The organism is Curtobacterium luteum, from assembly GCF_001475545.1.
GTDB classification, from domain to species: domain Bacteria; phylum Actinomycetota; class Actinomycetes; order Actinomycetales; family Microbacteriaceae; genus Curtobacterium; species Curtobacterium luteum_A.
The window spans coordinates 1-22,269 of the sequence record NZ_LDQC01000114.1 but is presented as its reverse complement, the minus strand read 5'-3'; the positions used below and the strand labels follow the sequence as shown (position 1 = coordinate 22,269).

Annotated in this window: 22 protein-coding genes, 1 tRNA gene and 1 pseudogene; 10 read left to right on the top strand and 14 right to left on the bottom strand. The window is 72.1% G+C overall.

Annotated features, from left to right (window positions below; genetic code table 11):
* Together NS184_RS15935 and NS184_RS15930 are read left to right on the top strand one after the other, a co-directional pair.
* On the top strand, positions 1-364 hold a 364-nt coding region (locus NS184_RS15935), incomplete at its 5' end, for a DeoR/GlpR family DNA-binding transcription regulator (protein WP_430733550.1).
* 72 nt (positions 365-436) lie between these two features.
* Complete coding sequence (locus NS184_RS15930; protein WP_022904964.1) at positions 437-709, top strand: HPr family phosphocarrier protein; 273 nt, start codon at positions 437-439, stop codon at positions 707-709.
* A gap of 91 nt (positions 710-800) precedes the next feature.
* Here the strand turns inward: NS184_RS15930 and NS184_RS15925 are convergent, their stop codons facing one another.
* On the bottom strand, positions 801-1,136 hold the full coding sequence (locus NS184_RS15925) for a hypothetical protein (protein ID WP_058727074.1): 336 nt from the start codon (positions 1,134-1,136) through the stop codon (positions 801-803).
* A gap of 54 nt (positions 1,137-1,190) precedes the next feature.
* Here NS184_RS15925 and NS184_RS15920 point away from each other — a divergent pair, with 54 nt between their 5' ends.
* The 8 genes and pseudogenes from NS184_RS15920 to NS184_RS15885 all read left to right on the top strand — a co-directional run bounded on the left by NS184_RS15920 (position 1,191) and on the right by NS184_RS15885 (position 9,781).
* Complete coding sequence (locus NS184_RS15920) at positions 1,191-2,033, top strand: exodeoxyribonuclease III (protein WP_058727073.1); 843 nt, start codon at positions 1,191-1,193, stop codon at positions 2,031-2,033.
* Positions 2,034-2,066: 33 nt separating this feature from the next.
* Positions 2,067-3,077, top strand: coding sequence for a tryptophan--tRNA ligase (trpS, locus tag NS184_RS15915; RefSeq protein ID WP_058727072.1), 1,011 nt, complete (start codon positions 2,067-2,069; stop codon positions 3,075-3,077).
* A 7-nt stretch (positions 3,078-3,084) separates the two neighbouring features.
* Entirely contained in the window at positions 3,085-3,657 is a 573-nt protein-coding gene (locus NS184_RS15910; RefSeq protein WP_058727071.1) for a GNAT family N-acetyltransferase, read from the top strand.
* Between the two features lie 90 nt (positions 3,658-3,747).
* A complete protein-coding gene (ribD, locus tag NS184_RS15905; RefSeq protein WP_083513773.1) occupies positions 3,748-4,782 on the top strand; it encodes a bifunctional diaminohydroxyphosphoribosylaminopyrimidine deaminase/5-amino-6-(5-phosphoribosylamino)uracil reductase RibD in 1,035 nt (344 codons plus the stop codon).
* A 23-nt stretch (positions 4,783-4,805) separates the two neighbouring features.
* Positions 4,806-5,435: pseudogene (gene ribA / locus NS184_RS15900) on the top strand (GTP cyclohydrolase II); the annotation flags it as partial.
* Positions 5,436-5,695: 260 nt separating this feature from the next.
* Positions 5,696-7,150, top strand: coding sequence for an MFS transporter (locus NS184_RS15895; RefSeq protein WP_083513771.1), 1,455 nt, complete (start codon positions 5,696-5,698; stop codon positions 7,148-7,150).
* Positions 7,151-7,719: 569 nt separating this feature from the next.
* Positions 7,720-7,935 (top strand): hypothetical protein, encoded by a 216-nt coding sequence (locus tag NS184_RS15890; RefSeq protein ID WP_058727068.1) that lies wholly within the window; start codon positions 7,720-7,722, stop codon positions 7,933-7,935.
* Between the two features lie 7 nt (positions 7,936-7,942).
* On the top strand, positions 7,943-9,781 hold the full coding sequence (locus NS184_RS15885; RefSeq protein ID WP_058727067.1) for an ABC transporter ATP-binding protein: 1,839 nt from the start codon (positions 7,943-7,945) through the stop codon (positions 9,779-9,781).
* A 40-nt stretch (positions 9,782-9,821) separates the two neighbouring features.
* Here the strand turns inward: NS184_RS15885 and NS184_RS15880 are convergent, their stop codons facing one another.
* From NS184_RS15880 to NS184_RS15820, 13 genes are all read right to left on the bottom strand, one after another.
* Positions 9,822-10,442 (bottom strand): isochorismatase family protein, encoded by a 621-nt coding sequence (locus NS184_RS15880; protein WP_058727066.1) that lies wholly within the window; start codon positions 10,440-10,442, stop codon positions 9,822-9,824.
* A gap of 45 nt (positions 10,443-10,487) precedes the next feature.
* The gene (gene dacB / locus NS184_RS15875) at positions 10,488-11,981 is read right to left on the bottom strand and encodes a D-alanyl-D-alanine carboxypeptidase/D-alanyl-D-alanine endopeptidase (RefSeq protein ID WP_058727065.1); all 1,494 of its coding nucleotides are present in this window, start codon (positions 11,979-11,981) and stop codon (positions 10,488-10,490) included.
* A gap of 11 nt (positions 11,982-11,992) precedes the next feature.
* Positions 11,993-13,018, bottom strand: coding sequence for a Gfo/Idh/MocA family protein (locus NS184_RS15870; RefSeq protein WP_058727064.1), 1,026 nt, complete (start codon positions 13,016-13,018; stop codon positions 11,993-11,995).
* Between the two features lie 72 nt (positions 13,019-13,090).
* A tRNA-Thr gene (locus NS184_RS15865) sits at positions 13,091-13,166 on the bottom strand.
* 91 nt (positions 13,167-13,257) lie between these two features.
* Positions 13,258-13,881, bottom strand: coding sequence for a TetR family transcriptional regulator (locus NS184_RS18440; RefSeq protein WP_058727063.1), 624 nt, complete (start codon positions 13,879-13,881; stop codon positions 13,258-13,260).
* A 280-nt stretch (positions 13,882-14,161) separates the two neighbouring features.
* Complete coding sequence (locus tag NS184_RS15855) at positions 14,162-15,304, bottom strand: DNA polymerase III subunit delta' (RefSeq protein WP_058727062.1); 1,143 nt, start codon at positions 15,302-15,304, stop codon at positions 14,162-14,164.
* Between the two features lie 25 nt (positions 15,305-15,329).
* Entirely contained in the window at positions 15,330-15,965 is a 636-nt protein-coding gene (tmk, locus tag NS184_RS15850) for a dTMP kinase (RefSeq protein WP_058727061.1), read from the bottom strand.
* Entirely contained in the window at positions 15,962-18,736 is a 2,775-nt protein-coding gene (gene topA, locus NS184_RS15845; RefSeq protein WP_058727060.1) for a type I DNA topoisomerase, read from the bottom strand. The genes tmk and topA overlap by 4 nt, the downstream gene beginning before the upstream one ends.
* Positions 18,712-19,122, bottom strand: a complete 411-nt coding sequence (locus NS184_RS15840; RefSeq protein ID WP_193750509.1) for a hypothetical protein — start codon at positions 19,120-19,122, stop codon at positions 18,712-18,714. The genes topA and NS184_RS15840 overlap by 25 nt, the downstream gene beginning before the upstream one ends.
* Before the next feature lie 128 nt (positions 19,123-19,250).
* The gene (locus NS184_RS15835) at positions 19,251-19,553 is read right to left on the bottom strand and encodes a hypothetical protein (protein WP_058727058.1); all 303 of its coding nucleotides are present in this window, start codon (positions 19,551-19,553) and stop codon (positions 19,251-19,253) included.
* 10 nt (positions 19,554-19,563) lie between these two features.
* Entirely contained in the window at positions 19,564-19,761 is a 198-nt protein-coding gene (locus NS184_RS15830; RefSeq protein ID WP_058727057.1) for a DUF4244 domain-containing protein, read from the bottom strand.
* Positions 19,762-19,866: 105 nt separating this feature from the next.
* Complete coding sequence (locus tag NS184_RS15825; RefSeq protein WP_058727056.1) at positions 19,867-20,706, bottom strand: type II secretion system F family protein; 840 nt, start codon at positions 20,704-20,706, stop codon at positions 19,867-19,869.
* Between the two features lie 26 nt (positions 20,707-20,732).
* Complete coding sequence (locus tag NS184_RS15820) at positions 20,733-21,737, bottom strand: CpaF family protein (RefSeq protein WP_083513770.1); 1,005 nt, start codon at positions 21,735-21,737, stop codon at positions 20,733-20,735.
* Between the last annotated feature and the right edge of the window lie 532 nt (positions 21,738-22,269).

The following is a 22,269-nucleotide window of genomic DNA, read 5'->3' as shown; positions in this document are numbered from 1 at the left end:
CGACCTGCACCTGCTCGGCGGCAACATCCGGAGCGACTCGCTCGCGGGCGTCGGCACGTGGACGCACCAGCTCATCGGGATGGTGAGCGTCGACGTCGCCTTCATCAGCATCAACGGCATCACGCCGGAGCGCGGTCTCACGACGCACAACATGGCCGAGGCGGCCGTGAAGTCCGCCATGATCAAGGCGGCCCGGCGGAGCATCCTGCTCGCCGACCACACGAAGTTCGGCCGCGAGGAGTTCGGCCGCGTCGCACCCCTCGCCGCGATCGACACGATCATCACCGACCCCGGTGTCAACGCCGACCTCGTCCGCGAGGTCGAGGCCGCCGGCACCGAGGTGTTCTGGCCCGGTCGTTCCTGACCGCTGCCAGGACCAGCCCCACCCGACGCTCGCTACGATGAGCGCCACCACCCATCGACAGGAGTCCATTCGATGTCCGAAGCCACCCGCACCGTCACCGTCGCCAGCGCGTCCGGCCTGCACGCCCGCCCGGCGTCCCTGTTCGTCCAGACCGTGACGGCGTCCGGCCACCAGGTCACCATCGCGAAGGGCGACAAGTCCGGCAACGCCGGCAGCATCCTCGCGCTGCTGGGCCTCGGCATCGAGAACGGCGACGAGGTCACCCTGACGGTGTCGGGCGACGACGCCGAGAAGACCGCTGACGACCTCGTCGAGTTCCTGCAGACGGACCACGACGCAGCCTGATCGCGCGGGTCGCGTCCCCGACGCGACCGGGAGACGGACTGGAGGCGCGGTGCCGGCTGGCACCGCGCCTCCAGTCCGTCACGGGTCGCCGCTACGCTCCCAGCGGCGGGATCGGCCGCAGCTCGCCCCAGGCGAATGTGCTCTCGGCGATGAAGTCCTGCAGGTCGCTCGCCAACGCGCCGAGCAGCTGCCGTTCGTCGTCGTAGATCGCGACTCCGAGCGTGCTGCTGCTCCCCGCCTCCCCGCAGAGGTCCCAGACCAGCGCGTCCTGATCCTCGGCGAGGGCATCCTCGTCCCGATCGTCGTCCCAAGCGTGGATCGGTGCGATCCAGAACCGAGCGGTGTGGAACTCATCCGGACGGAGCATCTGCTCGGCCACGGGTCGGAACGCGGCGAGCAGCTCACCCACGGTCAACACGACGGTCATGGCCGGAGCCTACGGCGAGCGGGCCTGTCCGTGGCCGCCGATAGGCTGGACGGCATGACACGCCTGCGCCTCGCATCCGTCAACGTGAACGGCGTCCGTGCCGCGTTCCGGAAGGGCATGGGCGACTGGCTCGCCACGCGCGACGTCGACGTCCTCGCCCTGCAGGAGGTCCGCGCGTCGAGCGACGACCTCGCCGGGCTGCTCGGCGACGAGTGGGACATCGTGCACGACCCCGCGACGGCGAAGGGCCGCGCGGGCGTCGCCATCGCGTCGCGGCACCGGGCGCAGATCCACCGCGTCGCCCTCGGTGCAGAGGACTTCGACTCCGCCGGGCGCTGGCTCGAGGCCGACTACGAGATCGGCGGCACCACGGTGACGGTCGTGTCGACGTACGTGCACTCGGGCGAGGTCGACACCCCGAAGCAGGACGAGAAGTGGAAGTTCCTCGACGCCATGACCGAGCGGCTCCCGGAGCTCCGGGCGCACAACCCGCTCGCGGTCGTCGTGGGTGACCTCAACGTCGGGCACGACCAGCGCGACATCAAGAACTGGAAGGGCAACGTGAAGCGGGCCGGGTTCCTCCCGCGCGAGCGCGCCTACTTCTCCCGCTTCTTCGGCGCCGAGGGCGAGCAGGTCGAGGGCGCAGACGGGTCCACCGGCGCGGGCCTCGGCTGGGTCGACGTCGGCCGTGCGCAGGCCGGCGACGTCGACGGCCCGTACACCTGGTGGTCGTGGCGCGGCCAGGCGTTCGACAACGACTCCGGCTGGCGCATCGACTACCACGTCGCCACCCCCGAACTCGCCGAGAAGGTCTCGCACTACACGGTCGACCGCGCCGCGGCGTACGACCAGCGATGGTCCGACCACGCCCCCGTGGTCGTCGACTACGAGATCTGATCCCCTCCCGCTCCAGCGCAACAGGACACCAGCATGACCACGACCCGCATCTTCTCCGGCATCCAGCCCTCGGCCGGCTCGCTCCACCTCGGCAACTACATCGGCGCGCTCATGCAGTGGCGGACGCTGCTCGACGACCACGACGCCATCTACTGCGTCGTCGACATGCACGCGATCACCACCGCGCAGGACCCGGCCGAGCTCCGGGCCAACACCCGTGCCACGGCGGCGCAGTACATCGCGTCCGGCATCGACCCGTCGAAGGCGACGCTCTTCGTCCAGTCGCAGGTGCCCGCACACGCCGAGCTCGCGTGGGTGCTCAACACCCTCACCGGCTTCGGCGAGGCCAGCCGGATGACCCAGTTCAAGGACAAGTCGGCTCGGCAGGGTGCCGACGCGGCCTCGGTCGGGCTCTTCACCTACCCGATCCTCATGGCGGCGGACATCCTGCTGTACGACACGAAGGTCGTCCCCGTCGGTGATGACCAGCGGCAGCACGTCGAGCTCACGCGGGACCTCGCCGGGCGCTTCAACTCGCGCTTCGGCGAGACGTTCGTCGTGCCGGAGGCCCGGATCCTCACCGACACGGCCCGCATCTACGACCTACAGGACCCGACGAGCAAGATGAGCAAGTCCGCGGCGTCCGACAACGGGCTCATCCGACTGCTCGACGACCCGAAGCGCACCGCGAAGAAGATCCGCTCGGCGGTCACCGACACCGAGCGTGAGATCCGGGCCGACCGCCAGGCGAAGCCGGGCGTGACGAACCTGCTCTCGATCCTGTCGGCGTTCACGGGTACCCCGGTGGCCGAGCTCGAGGCGTCCTTCCAGGGAAAGGGGTACGGCGACCTGAAGGGCGAGGTGGCCGACGCGGTCGTCGCCGAGCTCGAGCCCGTACGCGCCCGCACGCTCGAACTCCTCGACGACCCGGCGGAGCTCGACCGGCTCCTCGCCGTCGGTGCCGACCGTGCGGAGTCGATCGCGCAGCAGACGCTCGCACGCGTGTACGACCGCATCGGCTTCGTCCCACGCGTCCGCGGCTGAGCCCGACGTGATCCCGGTCGTCCTCGAGTCCGCACGGGTGCGCCTCGACGTGCCCACCCGCGCGGACACCGCGGCCATCGTGGCCGGCTGCCAGGACCCCGACGTCGCCAGGTGGACGACGGTGCCGCAGCCGTACGGTCCCGAGCACGCGCGGAGCTTCGTGGACGCCCTCGTCGGCCCGGGATGGGCATCGGACCGGGAGTACACCTGGGCGATCCGGCGCAGCGGTTCCGCCCTGCTCGAGGGTGTGATCGGCTACCGGACCGCGCGGCGTGACGTCGGGTTCTGGCTCGCACCCGCGGCGCGCGGCGCCGGGCTCGTGCACGAGGCCCTCGACCTCGTGGTGACGTGGGCGTTCGACCAGGGAGCTCCCGACGTGGCGTGGGAGTGCTACGAGGGCAACACCTCCTCGGCGGCGGTCGCCCGGGCAGCAGGGTTCTCCTTCACGGGGACCGGCCCCGCGGTGAACCCCGGCCGTGACGGCGGCCCGACCCCGGCCTGGCACGCACGGCGTCGGGCGGACGGTACCCCGGCGTCCGACCTGTCGTGGCCCGCAGCGTCGTTCGCCCACAGCGTGTAGTTCGATGACGTGTCACCGACTTGTCGTCGGTAGTGTCGAGGAGTGACCAGCACCCACTCCGGAACCGCGACCCCGTCCGAGGTCCGGGCGATGCGCCGCGGCCTCGAGATCGCGGCGCTCGGCCCCGCCGTCGGCGACCACGCCCGGGTCGGTGCGGTGATCCTCACCGCCGACGGCACGGTCCTCGCCGAGGGCTGGCACAAGGGTGCCGGCACGCCGCACGCCGAGGTCGACGCGATGGCGAAGGTCGACCCCGCGCGGCTCCGCGGCGCGACGGCCGTCGTGACCCTGGAGCCGTGCAACCACACCGGGCGGACCGGCCCCTGCGCGCTCGCCCTCATCGAGGCGGGCATCGGACGGGTCGTCTACGCGATCGACGACCCGGGCGCGCACGTGCACGGCGGCGCCGACCGCCTCCGCGCCGCGGGCGTCGACGTCGTGTCCGGGGTCCTGGCCGACGAAGCCGAGGCGTTCCTCGAGCGCTGGCTGCTCTCGGTCCGGCTCGGTCGCCCGTGGGTGACCGCCAAGTGGGCGTCGAGCCTCGACGGACGCGCCGCGGCGGCCGACGGGACCAGCCAGTGGATCACCGGAGCCGCCGCACGCCAGCACGTCCACGAACAGCGGGCGGCGCACGACGCGATCCTCGTCGGCACCGGCACCGTGCTCGCCGACGACCCCTCCCTCACCGCGCGGGGCGACGCGGGAGAACTGCTCGCCGACCAGCCGTTGCCGGTGGTGTTCGGCGACCGGCCGGTCCCGGACTCGGCGGCGCTCCGCCGGCACCCGCGCGGCCTCGTCACGCTGCCGGGTCACGACCTCGCTGCGTCGTTGGCAGCCCTCCGTGACCACGGCGTGCACTCCGTGTTCGTCGAGGGCGGCCCCACCCTGACCTCCGCGCTCATCGCGGCCGGCCTCGTGGACGAGTACCTCGTCTACGTCGCCCCCGTGCTGCTCGGCGGACCCCGTGTCGCGGTCGACGACCTCGGCGTGGGAAGCATGACCGACCGCCTGCGGTTGGACGTAACATCGACCACCAGTCTGGGTCCCGACCTCCTGGTCCGGGCCCGGCCGCACGGCACCGCGCACCCTGGAGCGGCGCCCCAGAACGACCGGAGCACACGATGACCGACGCACTGACCTCGCCCACGCCGGGGAGCCCGGTCCAGTTCGAAGTGTCCACGAACGTCCCGACCACCCACGGCACGTTCGAGATGCGGGCCTACCGCGACCTCGTCACGGGGGCGGAGCACGTCGCCATCATCGGCGCACTCCCCGACGGCTCGACGCCCGGTCACGGCGCGCTCGTCCGCGTGCACTCCGAGTGCCTGACCGGCGAGGCCTTAGGCTCGTTGAAGTGCGAGTGCGGGCCGCAGCTCGACGCGGCGCTCGACACGATCGCGGCCGAGGGCGGCGTGGTCGTCTACCTGCGCGGGCAGGAGGGTCGCGGCATCGGCCTGACCAACAAGCTCAAGGCCTACCGGCTGCAGGAGGACGGGCTCGACACCCTCGACGCCAACCTCGCGCTCGGGCTGCCCGCCGACTCGCGCGAGTACGGCGGCGCCGCAGGCATCCTCGCCGACCTCGGGATCACGAGCGTCCGCCTGCTCTCGAACAACCCGGAGAAGCGCCGACAGCTCGAGGAGCACGGCATCGCGGTCGAGTCGCTCGTGCCGCTCGTCGTCGGCATCTCCGCGCAGAACGCCGGCTACCTCGACACCAAGCGGGACCGCATGGGCCACCAGCTGCCCGCCCACCTCGAGGCCGGCGCCGCCAGCTGACCCAGCGCGCACCAGCGCGACCAATCGCCGGGAGGCGCGGCGCACGGGACACGTGCACCGCGCCTCCCGGCCGTTCGTTCTCTGCAGATTCGCAGGAAAGCGACATCTGTCGTAGGCTGTGAGCCCCCGTCACGAGCGGTCCACCACCCACCGAACGCACCCGATCAGCGCCGCGCCACCTGCGCGAACCGATCGGTGTCCGCCGTCCGGAACACCGCTGCACCCCTCACGGGTGCTCCCCTCGGAGTCACCACACACGCATGTCAGCCGCATCGGCACCCAGCACGACCACCCCGGCCCCCGCAGGCAACCCGCGCTCCCGCGTCGTCATCGCCAGCCTCGTCGGGACCTCCATCGAGTTCTACGACTTCTACGTCTACGCGACCGCGGCGGTCCTCGTCTTCCCGACGCTCTTCTTCCCGAACGAGGACCCGACCGCCTCGCAGCTGTCGTCGTTCGTGACCTTCGCCCTCGCGTTCTTCGCCCGACCCGTCGGCTCGATCATCTTCGGCCACTTCGGTGACCGCGTCGGCCGCAAGGCCACGCTCGTCGCGTCGCTGCTCGTGATGGGCACGGCGACGTTCCTCATCGGCTGCCTGCCGACCTTCGACACGATCGGCGTCTGGGCGCCCGTGCTGCTCGCCGTGATGCGCTTCGCCCAGGGCGTCGGCCTCGGTGGCGAGTGGTCCGGCGCGGCGCTCCTCGCGACCGAGAACGCCCCGAAGGGCAAGCGCGGCGTGTTCGGCTCGCTCCCCCAGCTCGGCGCCCCGATCGGCTTCCTGCTCGCGAACGGGCTCTTCATCGCGATCAACGCGGCGATGCCCGCCAGCGCGGACGGCACGGCGAACGCCGACTTCCAGGCGTGGGGCTGGCGGATCCCGTTCCTGCTCTCCGCCGTGCTCGTGATCGTCGGCCTCTACGTGCGGTTCAAGCTCGTCGAGTCGACCGTGTTCCGTGGCGTGCAGGAGTCCGGCACGGTCGCGAAGGTCCCGCTGGCCCGGGTGTTCCGGACCTCGTGGCGACCGCTCATCATCGGCACCTTCGGCATGGTAGCGACCTACGTGCTCTTCTACTTCATGACGACGTTCACCCTGACCTACGGCACGACGGGCGCGACGGCCGGTCCCCTCGTCCCGAAGATCGGCCTCGGCTACTCCCGCGGCGAGTTCCTCACGCTGCTCATGATCGGCGTGGTGTTCTTCGGCATCCTCACCCCCGTCGCCGGGTTCCTCGCGGACCGCTTCGGCCGTCGCTCGACGCTCCTCTGGACCACGGCGGGCATCGCCGTCTTCGGCCTGACGTTCCAGATCTGGTTCGCGGCCTCGCACGGGCCGATCACCGTCGTGACGTTCCTGATCGTCGGGCTGTCGCTGATGGGCCTGACGTTCGGGCCGATGGGCGCCCTGCTGCCCGAGCTCTTCCCGACGAACGTCCGGTACACGGGCTCGGCGGTGGCGTACAACGTCGCGTCGATCCTCGGTGCGTCGCTCGCACCGACCGTGGCACTCGCGCTGTGGAAGGCCGACGGGAACATCTTCCTCGTCGGGCTCTACCTGACCATCGCCGCGGTCGTGACCCTCGTCGCGCTCTTCTTCGTCAAGGAGACCCGGCACGCGGACTTCGGCGAGGCGGAGGCCGAGCGCGTGCTCGGCATCCCCGCCGACGCGACGGTCGGCGACGATCACGTGCGCTCCTCCGGGAGCCTCGCCCCGTAGGGCACCCGGGTGTGCACGTCCGGACGGGAGGCGCGGTGCCAGCGGGCAGCGCGCCTCCCGTCCGTCGTGCGGTGCGGTGGCGCCGCGTCGCCGGGTCCGGGTCGCGTCGGGCCGCCACGAGTGCGGGTCGTCGTTGTCGAACGACACCGTGGTTGTCGTACGACAAAGGCTTCGTCGTTCCCTGCGCGCCGCGGAAGCCCGCGTGTGCAACGAGCGACACCGTGGTTGTCGTACGACACCGTGGCTGTCGCACGACGACGGCTTCGTCGTTCCCTGCGCGCCGCGGAAGCCCGCGCGTGCAACGAACGACACCGTGGTTGTCGCACGACGACGGCTTCGTCGTTCCCTGCGCGCCGCGGAAGCCCGCGCGTGCAACGAACGACACCGTGGTTGTCGCACGACGACGGCTTCGTCGTTCTCTGCGCGCCGCGGAAGCCCGCGCGTGCAACGAACGACACGGTCGTTGTCGCACGACAACGGCTTCGTCGTTCCGCAGCGACACCTCGCCGGCCAACTCAACTCGTCGTCCCACGTCGATACCGTGCCGAGCGTCAATGTAGGTTGACATCATGGATGATCCGACCATCACCACCCTGGCCTCGGACGCCGACGGCGACGACCCGTTCGCCGCACTCGCCTCGGTGCGCGAGCTCCGCAAGGCCCTCGACCGCACCGAGGAACTCGCTGCCCGCCGTGCCCGGGGCGCCGGCGCCTCGTGGCAGGAGATCGCGACGCTGCTGGGCGTCAGCCGCCAGGCAGTGCACAAGAAGTACGGCAGAGACTAGGAACACGATGAGCTTCCCCTTCGCCCGCCCCAAGAAGACCGACGGCCCCCGCGCCAGCTTCGGCCGCCTGCTGAGCTACCTGTTCGAGAACAAGCCCGCGATGATCGTCATCATCGTGCTGAGCGTCCTCGGCGCCGGCGCCTCCCTCGCCCAGCCGCTCCTGGTCAACCAGGTCATCACCGCCGTGCAGAGCGGCCGGACCCTCAGCACGCTCGTGTGGCTGCTCGTCGGGCTCGTCATCGTGGCCGGCCTGCTGAACGGCATCCAGCACTTCCTGCTCCAGCGCGCGGGCGAGGGCGTCGTGCTCTCCACGCGCCGCAAGCTCATCGCACGCATCCTGAACCTGCCGATCTCGGAGTTCGACACCCGTCGGACCGGTGACCTCGTCTCCCGCGTCGGCAGCGACACGACGCTGCTGCGCGCCGTGCTCACCCAGGGCCTCATCGAGTCGATCGGCGGCTCCCTCACGTTCATCGGCGCGATCGTCGCGATGGCGATCATCGACCCGCTGCTGCTCGTGATCGTCGTGGTCATCGTCGCGGTCGCGATCGTCGTCGTGGGCGGACTCAGCCGTCGCATCCGCGTCGCGTCGAAGAAGGCGCAGGAGAAGGTCGGCGACCTCACCGCCGCGGTCGAGCGCGGCATCGGCGCCGTCCGCACCATCCGCGCCGCCGGTGCCACCGACCGCGAGGTCGCGGAGGTCGACGGCCACGCGACCGAGGCCTACCGTCGCGGCCTCGACATCGCGAAGATGAGCGCGTTCGTGGTCCCTGTCGCGAGCATCGTCATGCAGGTCGCGTTCATCGCGGTGCTCGGCGTCGGTGGAGCACAGGTCGCCGCCGGGACGATCACGATCGCCACCCTCATCACGTTCATCCTGTTGCTCTTCATGATGATCATGCCGCTCGGCCAGGCGATGGGCGCCGCGGTGGCCGTCGCGCAGGCACTCGGTGCGCTCGGCCGGATCGAGGAGATCCTGCACCTCCCGACGGAGGACCAGGACGACCGCGCCGTCCGTGTCGCGGCCGCCGTGCCGAGCGACGACGCCATCGCGTTCGAGCACGTGTCGTTCCGCTACGCAGCCGGCGCGCAGGCGTCCGGTCCCGACGGGGCGACGGACCGGCCTGGAGGCTCGCCCCACCCCGACGATGCGGCCGTCGTCGACGACGTGGTGCTGCACGACGTCTCCTTCCGGGTCCCCCGCGGCTCCCGCGTCGCGCTCGTGGGCCCCTCGGGTGCCGGCAAGTCGACGACCCTGGCGCTCATCGAGCGCTTCTACGACCCGACCGACGGCGTGATCCGGCTCGGCGGCGTCGACGTCCGCGGGCTCGACCGCGACGAGCTCCGCGCACAGATCGGCTACGTCGAACAGGACGCCCCGGTGCTCGCCGGCACGATCCGCGCCAACCTGCTGCTCGGCTCACCGGACGCCACCGAGGACGACTGCGTCCGCGTCCTCGAGGCCGTGAACCTCGGTGAGGTCCTGCACCGCGACCCCCGCGGCCTCGACGCCCAGGTCGGTGAGGACGGCGTCATGCTCTCCGGCGGCGAACGGCAGCGGCTCGCGATCGCCCGGGCGCTCCTCGCGGCCCCGCCGATCCTGCTGCTCGACGAGTCGACGTCGTCGCTCGACGGCGTGAACGAGCAGAAGATGCGGCTCGCCATCGACGCCGTGGCCGAGGACCGCACGCTGCTCGTCATCGCCCACCGGTTGTCCACCGTGGTCGACTCGGACGTCATCGTCGTGCTGGAGCACGGACGTGTCGTCGGGGTCGGGACACACTCGGAGCTCGTCGAGTCGACGCCGCTCTACCGCGACCTGGCGAAGCACCAGCTCCTGGTCTGACGCGCGGACACGCGTTGCCGGTGCCGGTGCCGGCGGCAGGTCAGACGCGCGCGCCGCCCGGACGGTGCAGGCCCTCGTCGGTGTCGCTGTGGTCGACCAGTCCGCCAGCCGACCGCACCTCGTCGAGGGCCGCGGCGCTGCGCTCCGGGTCGACCCCGACGACGAGGTCCTCGTACACCGTGACGGCCGCTCCGCCCTCGAGCGCGTCGAGCGCACTGGCCCGGACGCAGTGGTCGGTGGCGATGCCGACGATGTCGACCTCCCGGACGTCGTGCTGCTCGAACACCTGCCCGAGCGGGACGCCGTCGGCCGTTCGTCCGTGGAACGCCGAGTACGCCGGAGCGCCCTGCCCCTTGTAGACGTGGACGTCCACCGGGTCGGTGTCGAACGCCGGGTGGTACTCCGCGCCCGGGGTGTCCTGGACGCAGTGCACCGGCCACGTGTCCACGAAGTCGGGGCCCTCGGCGCCGGCGAAGTGCCCACCGTTGTCGTCGTCGCCGTGGTGCCAGTCACGGGAACCGACGATGAGGTCGTACTCCCCCGCGTGCTGCCCGAGGAACACCGAGATGCGCTCCGCGACCGCGTCACCACCGGTCACCCCGAGCGCACCCCCCTCGGTGAAGTCGTTCTGGAGGTCGACGACGAGCAGTGCCCTGGCCATGGGTCCATCCTGCACCGAACGGCCTCGGAGACCGCATCGGCTGCGCTACGAACTGGTGAGCTTCGCCCCGCACGAGTACGTCGCCGCGGTCACGGCGTCGAGTGCCGGCAACGCTGCCGCCCGCGACGAACCGATGGCGTAGAACGCGAACGTCAGACGGGTGCCGTCCGCTGCGTCCATCCAACCGCCGAGCGTGTTCGCGCTGTCGATCCAGCCGGTCTTCGCGTGCACCTTGCCCCGGGCGACGGCGTTCGCCCCGGTGAAGCGGCTCGAGAGCGTGCCCGATACACCAGCGACCGGCAGGGCGTTCGACAGCGTCCCGAGGCCCTTCGTGCCGGCCTGTACGGGGACCATCAGCTTCGCGACGAACTCCGGCGACACCGCGTTCGCCGCACTCTCGCCCGAACCGTCCTTGATGACGATGCCGGACGGGTCGACCCCGTAGGTCTTCAGCGCCGCCTGGTACACCCCGGTCAGCGATGCCGCGGAACCGTCCGCCCCGGACTCCTTCGACGAGATCCGCGCGAGCATCTCCGCGAGGGTGTTGTCCGAGTTCGGGATCATCTGGCCGATCAGGGTCGACACCGGTTGCGAGGACACCGTGGCGATCGTGTCCGTCGAGGTGGTGGCGCGCTTGACGATCTGCGCGTTCGCGGCTCCGACGACCCCGGCGTTCGCGAGCGCGGTCCGGAACGCCGCGCCCGCGCGCCCGACGGGGTCGGTGGACCGCGGGGACGTCGCTGCTCCGGGGTTCGCGCGATCGCCGTCGACCATGAGCGCGGTGACCTCCGGCTGGTAGCCGATCGTCCGCTCGGACACCGGCCACGTCGGGTCCCAGGCGTCGGCGTCGCTCCAGTACGTGTCGTCGGTGACGATCGTCGAGACCGGCGAGCTGCCGAGCTTCGCCTTCACCTGCTGCGCGAGCTGCCCGAGCGTCGGCGCGCCCGGGTAGACCGTCGCGCCGCCGGCGGAGAGCGTCGCGTCGCCGTGCCCGACGAGGGCGATCGCACCGTCACCTTCCTTCGTGACCGTCGTCGGGATGCGGTAGCTGCCACCGAGGTCGGCCAGCGCCGTCGCGGTCGTCAGGGTCTTCATGACGCTGCCGGTCTGCTTCGGCTGGTCGCCCGCGTGCGAGTACAGGACCTCGCCCGTCTCGGCGTTGATCACGGCTCCCTCGAAGGACCCGAGCCCCGCCGCCCCCGCGGCCTGGTCGATGGTGCAGGTGCGGAGCGCGGTCGGCCCGGCGGGGTCCTCCGGCACGGCCCGCGCGGTCGCGGTCGGCGTCGCGGAGGGCTTCGCGGACGGCGTGCGCGACGCGGTGGCCGACGGCGCCGCCACGGTGGTCCGGACCGGCTCGGCCGGGTCCGGCATGGTGGCCGCGGCGACCGCGACCGCACCGCCGGAACCGAGCACGAGCACGCCGGCGAGACCGCCGGCGATCCACGGCACCGGTCGTCGGGCGACCGAGCCGCGGAACGCGGTGACGGCGTGACGGGCGCGCTCGGCGAGGGTCGGGCGTGGAGGCTGCGGCTCGGACATCGCGACCGATCCTACGGAACTGCGGGAGGAGCCTCCAGGCCGTCTTCCCGATCCACCTGCTCGTCGGCCGCGTACCGGACCCCGACCTGACGCCGGACCTCGTCGAGGAGGGCCATGATCCCGACCGACTCCTCGAGGTCCATCGGCCCGCCCTCGTGCGTCCCGGTCTCGATCATCGCCTCGAACGCGCGTGCCTCGTGACCGTAGCCCGTGCGTTCCTCACGCCCGTCGAACTCCTCCACGACGGTGCCGTCACCGTCGCGGATCCGCCAGGTCGTCGGGGTGAACCAGGTCGCGTCGAGGTCGATGCGGCCGTCCTCGCCGATGATCGACGCCGTGTTCGGACTCGCGAGGTCGAGCGCGAAGTGCACCGTCGACTGCGTCCCACCCGCGTGGGTCATCACGACGCCCATCTGCGTGTCGACCCCCTGCTCGCTGAGCGTGCCGGACGCCACGACCGACTCCGGCAGGCCGAGCACGTCGACGGCGAACGACACCGGGTAGATGCCGAGGTCGAGCAGCGCTCCTCCGCCCAGCGCCGGGTCGTTCAACCGGTGCTGCGGGTCCGACGGCAGGGCCTGGTGGTGCGTCGCCTCGACGAGCCGCGGACGACCGATGCGGCCCTCCGCGAGCACCTGCCGGATCATCGCCATCTGCGGCAGGAAGCGCGTCCACATCGCCTCCATGACAGCGACGTCCGCTCGGCGGGCGGCGTCGGCGACCGCGCGGGCCTCGACCGCGGTGATCGTGAACGCCTTCTCGACGAGGACGTGCTTGCCGTGCTCGATCGCGAGGAGTGCGTCGGCGGCGTGGCGGGAGTGGGGCGTCGCGACGTACACGGCGTCGACGTCGGGGTCGGACACGAGGTCCTCGTAGGAGCCGTGCGCTCGCGGGACGTCGAACTCGTCCGCGAACGACTTCGCCGATGACAGCGTCCGGCTGCCGACCGCGACGAACTCGACACCCACCGCCGCGCAGTCACCGACGAACGAGCGTGCGATGCCGCCCGTCCCGAGCACTCCCCATCGAACCGTCATGCGGCCTGTCTACCAGGCGGCCGGTGCACAACGAGAGGACCCCCTCTGATCCGGGGATCGGAGGGGGTCCTGTGGAGCCGCCTGTCGGAATCGAACCGACGACCTATTCATTACGAGTGAATCGCTCTACCGACTGAGCTAAGGCGGCGAACGCACCGTCTCCGGCGCGTCTGGTGCTGTGTCACCACAGCGTTTCGGCACTCCGTCTCCGGAGCGGCACGAGCAATGACTATACAGGTTCAGACCAGCGAACGCGAAACCAGCGCGCCGAGGTCGGCGAAGGACCGCTCGAGCTCGTCGACGAGGTGCACGTCACCGCCCTGCTCGGACCACTCCCACCAGGCGTGCCGCAACGTGCCGAGCGCCACGATGGACGCCAGCCGGGCCTGCCGTCGGCGCGCGTCGGGGTCCGGCACGGTGGCCTCGAGGCGACGGGTGACCGCCACCTCGATCTCGTGCTGGAACTCCTTCATGGACGCCATCCGCCGCGAGAACAGTTCGGGGTTGGCGCGCAGCACCTCCTGCCGCTCGGCGATGAGGCCCCGCTCGTCGATGAGCGCCTGCGTCGAGTGCACGAGGAGGTCGCCGAGGTCCTGCAGGAGGTCCCCGGACGGACCGCCCGCGATGAACCCGGCGAGGGCGTCGTCGTCCGGCAGCGTGGGGTCGTCCCCGAGGATCGCCTGCTCCTTGCTCGGGAAGTAGTTGAAGAAGGTGCGCGGCGAGACGTCGGCGCGGCGGGAGATCTCGTCGACCGTGACGGCGGCGAGGCCGTCCTCCGCCGCGATGCGGAGCGCCGCCTGCTGGATGGCGAGACGGGTGGCGAGGCGCTTCCGCTCGCGCAGGCCGGGGGCTGCGTCGGACATGCCGCGATTCTCCCACGCGGGATCGGCCCGGAGGCTGTGGGTTGCGTCAGGGGGCCCACAACGTGCGCGGTGACGGCCGGGAGGCACGGGGCGGGCCGGAACCGTGCCTCCCGGCCGTCCTGTCGTCACGACCAGCTGCGGAACCAGGTCCCGGACACGGAACCGCGCTCTTCCGCGGTGCTGTGTCCGGACCCTGGTTCGGTTCGCGGGCGGCGCGGCGCGGCGTGGCGTGGCGCGGCGCGGCGCGGCGGCTCCTCAGCGCGCTCCGCGGCGCAGGTCGTCAGCGCGCGGCACGCGCGATGGTCACGAGCAGGGCCTCGAGCGCGAGCAGGGCTGCGACGTTGGCCGCGATCCTCGCTCGTGCCGTCGACACCGCGTCGAGGACCTCGAGCGCCGCCGCCGGCGACACCGACGGCAGCGCACGCTCGAGCTCGTCGCGCATCGACAGGTTCACGGGCTCCGCGGGAGCGCCCAGACCGAGCAGCAGCAGGTCGCGGTACAGCGACGACACGTCCACGAGGATGCGGTCGAGGCCGTCCCGGAGGCTCCGCGTCGCCCGACGTTTCTGGTCTTCCTCGAGCGCACGGAGCTGCGACCGGAGCGCCGGCGGGATCGTGCCGCCGGGCTCCACCCCGAGCGACCGCAGGGCGGCGTCGCGTTCCTCGCCGTCGCGCTCCTGGGTGATGGCCTTGGCGTCCTCGTCGGCGACCGCGAGGAGCTCAGCGGCAGCGGTCACCGCGTCGCCGACGCTCCGGACGCCGAGGACCGTCGAGAGGGTGCGGCGGCGGCGATCACGGGCGTCCGCGCTCGTCGCGAGGCGCTGCGCCATGCCGATGTGGCTCTGGGCCTGACGAGCAGCGTCCATCGCGAGCACCCGGTCGACCCCGGTGCGGGCGACGAGGAGGTCGGCGACGGACTCGATGCCCGGCACGCGCAACCGGACAGAGCGAACCCGGGACCGGATCGTCGGGAGCAGGTCGGCCTCGCTGGGCGCGCAGAGGATCCACACGGTGCGCTCCGGCGGTTCCTCGAGGGCCTTGAGCAGCAGGTTCGAGGTTCGTTCCGTCATGCGGTCGGCGTCCTCGACGATCACGATCCGGTAGCGGCCGACCGAGGGCGAGTAGTACGACGAGGTCACGAGCTGTCGGATCTCGTCGATCGTGATGATCACCCGCTGCGTCGTGAGGACCGAGACGTCCGGGTGGGTCCGGGCCCTGATCTGTCGGAGCGTGTGGTCGTCGTCCGGGCCGTCCCCGACCAGCGCCGCCGCGAAGGCCGCGGCGACGTTCGAGCGGCCCGACCCGGGCGGCCCCGTGATGAGCCACGAGTGCGTCATCCCGCCGGTGCCCTCGGGTGCTTCTGCCGCGCGACGCAGGGCAGCGACGGCTTCCTCCTGCCCGGTCAGGCCGTCCCACACGCTCATGCGGTCATCCTGGCAGCGACCACCGTCATGCCGCGTCGATGCCGACGACCGGACCGACGGCCGCACGGATCGTGTGCTGCACGGTGTCGGCGTCCGCCGAGGCGTCGACGACGAGGAAGCGTGCGGGCTCCGCGGCCGCCATGTCGAGGAACGCACGACGGACGGACTCGTGGAACGCCGCGGCCTCGGACTCGAGTCGGTCGAAGGTGTCCCCGCGTGCGGCCGCGACCCGGGCACGGCCCACGGTGACGTCGAGGTCGAGCAGGACCGTGAGGTCCGGCGTCAGCCCGTCGGTCGCCCAGTCCGACACCGAGCGGATGTGCTCGGCACCGAGGCCCCGCGCCACGCCCTGGTACGCGACGGAGGAGTCGATGTAGCGGTCCTGCAGCACGACGTCCCCGCGTGCGACGGCGGGGCGCACGACCGTCTCGACGTGGTGCGCGCGGTCGGCCGCGTAGAGCAGTGCCTCCGCACGGGGCGCGACGTGGCCGCGCTCGTGCAGCACGATCTCGCGGATGCGGAGGCCGAGGTCCGTGCCCCCGGGCTCGCGAGTCCGGACCACCGTGCGTCCGTGCTCGCCGAGCCACGCCGCGAGGCGCTCGGCCTGCGTCGTCTTGCCCGCGCCGTCGCCGCCCTCGAGGGTGATGAACCGACCGGTCACTTCTTCTTGGCCGCGGTCTTGCGGGCCGGCGCCTTCTTCTTCACCGGACCCTTGGCTCGCTTGTCGGCGAGCAGCTGGACGGCTCGCTCGAAGTCGACCGCCTCGACGTCCTCACCGCGCGGGATCGTGGCGTTCGTCTCACCGTCGGTGACGTAGGGGCCGAACCGGCCGTCCTTCACCTTGATCGGCTTGCCGGACACCGGGTCTGCGTCGAACTCCTTGAGCGCTGCGGTCGCGGAGCGCTTGGCACCGTACTTCGGCTGCGCGAACAGCTCGAGTGCGCCGGCGAGGTCGATGTCGAAGATCGCGTCCTCGCTCGGGAGCGTCCGGGTGTCGGTGCCCTTCTTGAGGTACGGGCCGTAGCGACCGTTCTGCGCCGTGATGTCCTCACCGGACTCGGGGTCCTGCCCGACGATCCGGGGCAGGTCGAGGAGCTTGAGCGCGGTCTCGAGGTCGACCGTCTGCGGGTCCATCGACTTGAAGAGCGAGGCGGTGCGCTCCTTCGGCGCAGCGGCCTTCTTCGTCGTCGTCTTCTTGGCCGTCGACTTCTTCGCGGCGGTGCCGGTCGCGGTGGTCGACTCGGCCGCGGCGGGTGCGGCCTCGGTGACCTCCCCCGTCGCGGGGTCCACGGTGGGCTCCGGCTCGGGGGTGCGCTCGGTCACGTACGGGCCGAAGCGCCCGTCCTTCGCGAGGACCTCCTTGCCGGTCTCGGGGTTGATGCCGACCACGCGGTCGCCGACGACGGGCGCCTCGACGAGCTCGCGGGCCTTCTCCTCGGTCAGCTCGTCGGGGGCGAGGTCCTCGGGCACGTTGACGCGACGCGGCTTCTCCGGGTCGTCGCTCGGCACCTCGATGTACGGGCCGTAGCGTCCGATGCGGAGCGTCAACCCGGGGGCGAGCTCCACCGAGTTGATGTCGCGCGCGTCGATCTCGCCGAGGTTGTCGATGACCGTCCGGAGGCCGCGCTGGTCGCCGCCGCCGAAGTAGAACCCCTTGAGCCAGTCGACGCGGTCCTCGTCGCCGCTCGCGATGCGGTCGAGGTCGTCCTCCATCGAGGCGGTGAAGTCGTACTGGACCAGGTCGCCGAAGTAGTCCTCGAGCAGTCGGACCACGCTGAACGCGATCCAGTTCGGCACGAGTGCACTGCCCCGCTGCGTGACGTACCCGCGGTCGATGATCGTCGAGATGATCGCCGCGTAGGTCGACGGACGGCCGATCCCGAGCTCCTCGAGCGTCTTCACGAGGCTCGCCTCGGTGTAGCGGGGCGGCGCGGAGGTGTCGTGGCCCTTCGCCTCGACGTCCGAGACGCCGAGCGCGTCGCCCTCGGCCATCTGCGGGAGCTTCGCGTCGTCGCCGTCGGACTTGGCCTCGTGCCGCTCCTCGTCGCGCCCCTCTTCGTAGGCGTTGAGGAAGCCGCGGAAGGTGATCACGGTGCCGGACGCCGTGAACTCGGCATCGGTGCCGTTCGCGGTCGACGCGATGCCCTCGACCGACTCGGTGGCGGTGATCCCGAGGACCACCGACGCCGTCGACCCCTTGGCGTCCGCCATCTGCGAGGCGACGGTGCGCTTCCAGATGAGGTCGTAGAGCTTCCAGTCGTTCCCGCGGAGGACCTTCTCCATCTGCGACGGCGTCCGGAACGTGTCGCCGGCGGGGCGGATGGCCTCGTGTGCCTCCTGTGCGTTCTTGCTCTTGCCGGCGTAGCTGCGCGGCTTGTCCGGGACGGTCTCGGCGCCGTAGAGCGCGGCGGCCTGCTTCCGGGCGGCGTTGACGGCCTGCTGCGAGAGCGACGACGAGTCGGTCCGCATGTAGGTGATGTGGCCGTTCTCGTACAGCGACTGCGCGACGCTCATGGTCTGCCGCGCGGAGAACCGGAGCTTGCGCGCGGCCTCCTGCTGCAGCGTCGAGGTGGTGAACGGCGCGGCGGGGCGGCGCGTGTACGGCTTCGAGTCGACCGAACGCACGACGGCGTCCCCGGCACGCTCGAGCACGGTCGTCAGCGCGGCGGCCGAGGCCGCGTCGAGCCGGACGACGTCGCCCGAGATCGCGCCGCGGTCGTCGAAGTCGCGGCCGGAGGCGACCCGGGTGCCCTGGACACGGGCGAGCTTCGCGGTGAAGGCGGTGTCACCGGCCTTCTCGAAGCGGGCGGTCAGGTCCCAGTAGTTCGCGGAGACGAAGGCCAGGCGCTCCCGCTCGCGGTCGACCACGAGACGGGTGGCGGCGGACTGCACGCGACCGGCGGAGAGGCCGGGACCGACCTTGCGCCACAGCACGGGCGAGACCTCGTAGCCGTAGAGACGGTCGAGGATGCGTCGGGTCTCCTGCGCGTCGACCAGGGCGGTGTCGAGCTCGCGGGTGGCCTCCTGCGCGCGCTGGATCGCCTCCCTCGTGATCTCGTGGAACACCATCCGCTTGACCGGCACCTTGGGCTTGAGCACCTGGAGCAGGTGCCACGCGATGGCCTCCCCCTCGCGGTCCTCATCGGTCGCGAGGAAGAGTTCGTCGGCGTCCTTCAACGCGCGCTTCAGCTCGGAGACGGTCTTCTTCTTCGCGTCGGAGACGACGTAGTACGGCTCGAAGCCGTTGTCGACGTCGACCGAGAACTTCCCCATCGGGCCCTTCTTGAGCTCCGCGGGGAGGTTCTTGGGCTCGACGAGGTCGCGGATGTGGCCGACTGACGCCTGGACCTCGTATCCGTCACCGAGGTATTGCGCGATCGTCTTCGCCTTCGCGGGGCTCTCGACGATCACGAGCTTCTTCGTGCCTGGCACGTGTCTCCTTGATCGATGGTGCTCGTCGGCCCTGGACCTGCGAGGTCGCCGGTGTGACTCGCCGTCCGGGTCGACCGGGACATCGATGACCGGGGGCCGACGTGCACACCATACACACAGAGGTGGCGCGCTCCGCTCGGTGCTCCGGCGACGGCGACTGCGCTCACGGCGAACGCACCGGTCCCGATCGTGGTGGTCGCACGGGCACGCGCGCCGACCGTCGAGCACCCGGCGAGCACCGCACCGTCGGCCTCGGCGACGGTCGCGGCTCGGGCGCACGGGTCGCCGGGGACCAGGCCGACGAGGGCGGCCGCCGCGGCGAGCGCAGCGGCGTCGGCAGCGGCCTGCGCGCGGACGACCGCCACACGGTGGGTGGCCGCCGTCATGCCCACCGTAGCGACGGCCGTACCGACAGCCAGGACGACGGCCAGCAGCACCGTCACCGAGCCGCGGTCCGATCGTGACGCGCCGCGGTCCGCCGGGTCCGGGACGCGCCCCGACCCCGCACCCACGATCACCCACCCCGCTCCGCCGCGCACCCGGAGGCACGCAGCACGACGGCGGCGAACACGCCGGGCGCGGGGACGGCGAGGTCGACGCAGACGAGGCCCGATGCCCGGCGGTACGCGGCCGACGCCCCGGGGACGGAGGCGACCGTCGCAGCGGCCGCCTCCTGGTCACCCCGTCCTGCCGCGCGCGCCGCCGTGGCGGCCGCGAGCTGGAGCGTCCCCTGCCGATCGACCGTGACGACGGCCGCGACGAGCAGTGTCAGCACGACCGCCACGGCGGGCAGGACGACCGCGAACTCCACCGTCACCGAGCCGCGGTCAGAGCGACAGGGCACCGCGGACGAGCTCGGTCAGGATCGTCTGGACCTCGCCCGAGCGCATGACCGCGACGAGCACGCCGGCGAAGGCCACCGCGGCGAGGATCACGACCGCGTACTCGGCCGTCGCCGACCCCCGGTCCTCGGTCATCCGGGCGCGGAGTCGTCGCCACCGCGTCGGCTGTGGGTGCTGGTGCATGGTGTCCCTCTTCCTCTCGGTCGGCCGAGCGACCACTCGGCCCGGTCACCAGCCTCGCCGCGCGAGCTGGCCCGTCGGGGTCCCGGCGCTCGGTCTGTGGAGCGATCACCGCACGCCCACGACCGTGGAGGAGAGGACCCCCGCGACCACCGGCACGACGCCGACCAACACGAACGCAGGGAGGACGCACGCCCCGAGCGGCAGCACCAGGCGCACGGCGAGCCCCTCGGCCGCCGCCAGGCCGACCGCGGCGGCGTCGTCACGGACGTCCTCGGCTGCGGCACGGAGCAGCACGGCTGCCGGGACCCCGGCGCGTTGGGCGAGGGCGAGCACCTCGGCGAGGCGCGCTCGTTGGACCGGGTCCGGGGCGGCACGGCCCGCCTCGCGCAGTGCCTCCTCGACCGTGCGTCCGGCGTCGGTCCAGGACCCGCCGCCGGACAACGCGACCGCCCACGCGTCGAGCAGCACGCCTGGGACGTGCCCGTCCGGCGTCGCGGCGCGGACCAGCCCGTTCGTCCACCGGCGTCCGAGCGCCACGAGACCGGCGGCGGCCGCCACGCACACCCACCCGAACGGCGACCCGAGGAGGACCTGCAGAGCGCCGGCGCCCCACGTGGACGAGAGACCGACGCCGAGGACGGGCAGCGCGAGGACGACGCGGGCACTCGCGCGCGGACCGGCGAGGGCGACCCGGACGGCGCGGTCGCTCGCCGCCGAGCGGCGCAGCGCACGGGCGAGGGCTCGGAGCGCCACGGCGGAGGGCGCGCCGGTCCGGTCCGCGACCAGGAGGACCGCGCGGACGTCCCGCCACGCGGGCGTCTCCGCAGCGGGGAGCCCGCCCACGAGCCGCCACGCCCTCGGCGGCGGCACCCCCGCCGAGACGAGCGTCGCGACACGGTCGAGCGTCCTCGCGGCGTCGGCCGCGACTGCTGCGTGGTCCGACACCCCGTGACCGCGTCGCCGCCGTCTCGTCACCGCCACCCGTCCACCGGGCGCATGCCGAGCCTCCCGTCCGTCCCCAGCACTGGCGTCCCCACACCGGCGAGCCGGCGCACCCCGCGACGACGCTCGACGTGCAGCACCAGGTCGAACGCGCTGACCGCCTGCCGGGCCAACGACGGCGGGTCGAGCCCGGCGAGCGAACCGAGCGCCTCGAGCCGGGCCGGCACGTCCGGGAGGCCGTTCGCGTGGACGGTCCCGGCCCCGCCCTCGTGCCCGGTGTTGAGCGCCGACACGAGTTCGCGGACCTCGGCTCCGCGGCACTCCCCCACCACCACACGGTCCGGCCGCATCCGGAGCGACTCCCGCAACAACCGGGCGAGGTCGATCGCCCCGCTCCCCTCGGCGTTCGCCTGCCGGGCCTCGAGCGCGACGACGTGGGGGTGGTCGATGCGGAGTTCGGCGACGTCCTCGACCGTGACGATGCGCTCGTCGTGCGGGACGGCGGCGAGCATCGCGGCGAGGAGGGTCGTCTTGCCGCTGCCGGTGGCTCCGCTGACGAGGACGTTCCGCCGCTCGGCCACCGCGCGTTCGACGACGCGACGCGGCACCCGGTCGAACGTGCCGCTCCGTTCCAGCGCGGCGAGCGTCGGATGCCCGGGCCGTGGCAGGCGGATCGAGAGTGCGGTGCCGGTGACCGCGACCGGTGCGAGCACGACGTGCACACGGATCCCGTCGTCGTGTCGGACGTCGGCCATCGGGGTGCTCTCGTCGACGTGCCGACCACCGCGAGCGACGAGAGCGGCGCCGAGCTCGCGGACACGTCGTTCGCCGAGCACGGGATCGGTCGGCTCGAGTCCCGTTCCGCGGTCGATCCACGTCCCGCGTCCGCCGACGGCGAGGACGTCGGTCACCGTCGCGTCGCGGACGAGCCCCGCGAGCTCCTCGAACTCCTCGGCACGGACGGCTCGCTCGGAGCGGGGCGGAGCGACCCCGGGCAGGAACGGTGGCGCGGGGACGGCTCGGTGGCGGTGCATGCCCGCCGACGGTAGGGGCATGCCGACACGCGGGGCCGCGACGTCGCTGTGCGGTGCACAACGGGACCGATTGCACAGCAACGGGCAGCTTTGTCCCCCGTTGCAGAAAGCCGTACCCCAGTCGACGACGCGTGCACCCCCGGCCGCTGCGCTGCACCGCGCCGCTCACGACGGCACCGGCGCACGAGCAGTCCCGCCACTCGACGACCGACGAGGTCCATGCGCCGGCATGGACCGGTCTGTCCACTCATCCCCGTACCCACGCGGATCGATGCGTGACACATGTGTCCGGACGACACCGTCCCCGTCGGACGTTCCCGGAAAGAAGAAGAGGCGGCACCTGTTGGGGGGAACGGGTGCCGCCTGGACATCGGCGGATTGGGGGGAATCACGGCCGACGCCACCGGAAACGAGTCCGGCGATGAACACTGTACCCCACGAACACCCCTGCACGACAACCCCGACACGAGATCCGTGACGGACGGGGCAGGGGTAGTCTCCGGGTGCTGCCGGCAGCACCTCGGGTGCTGCT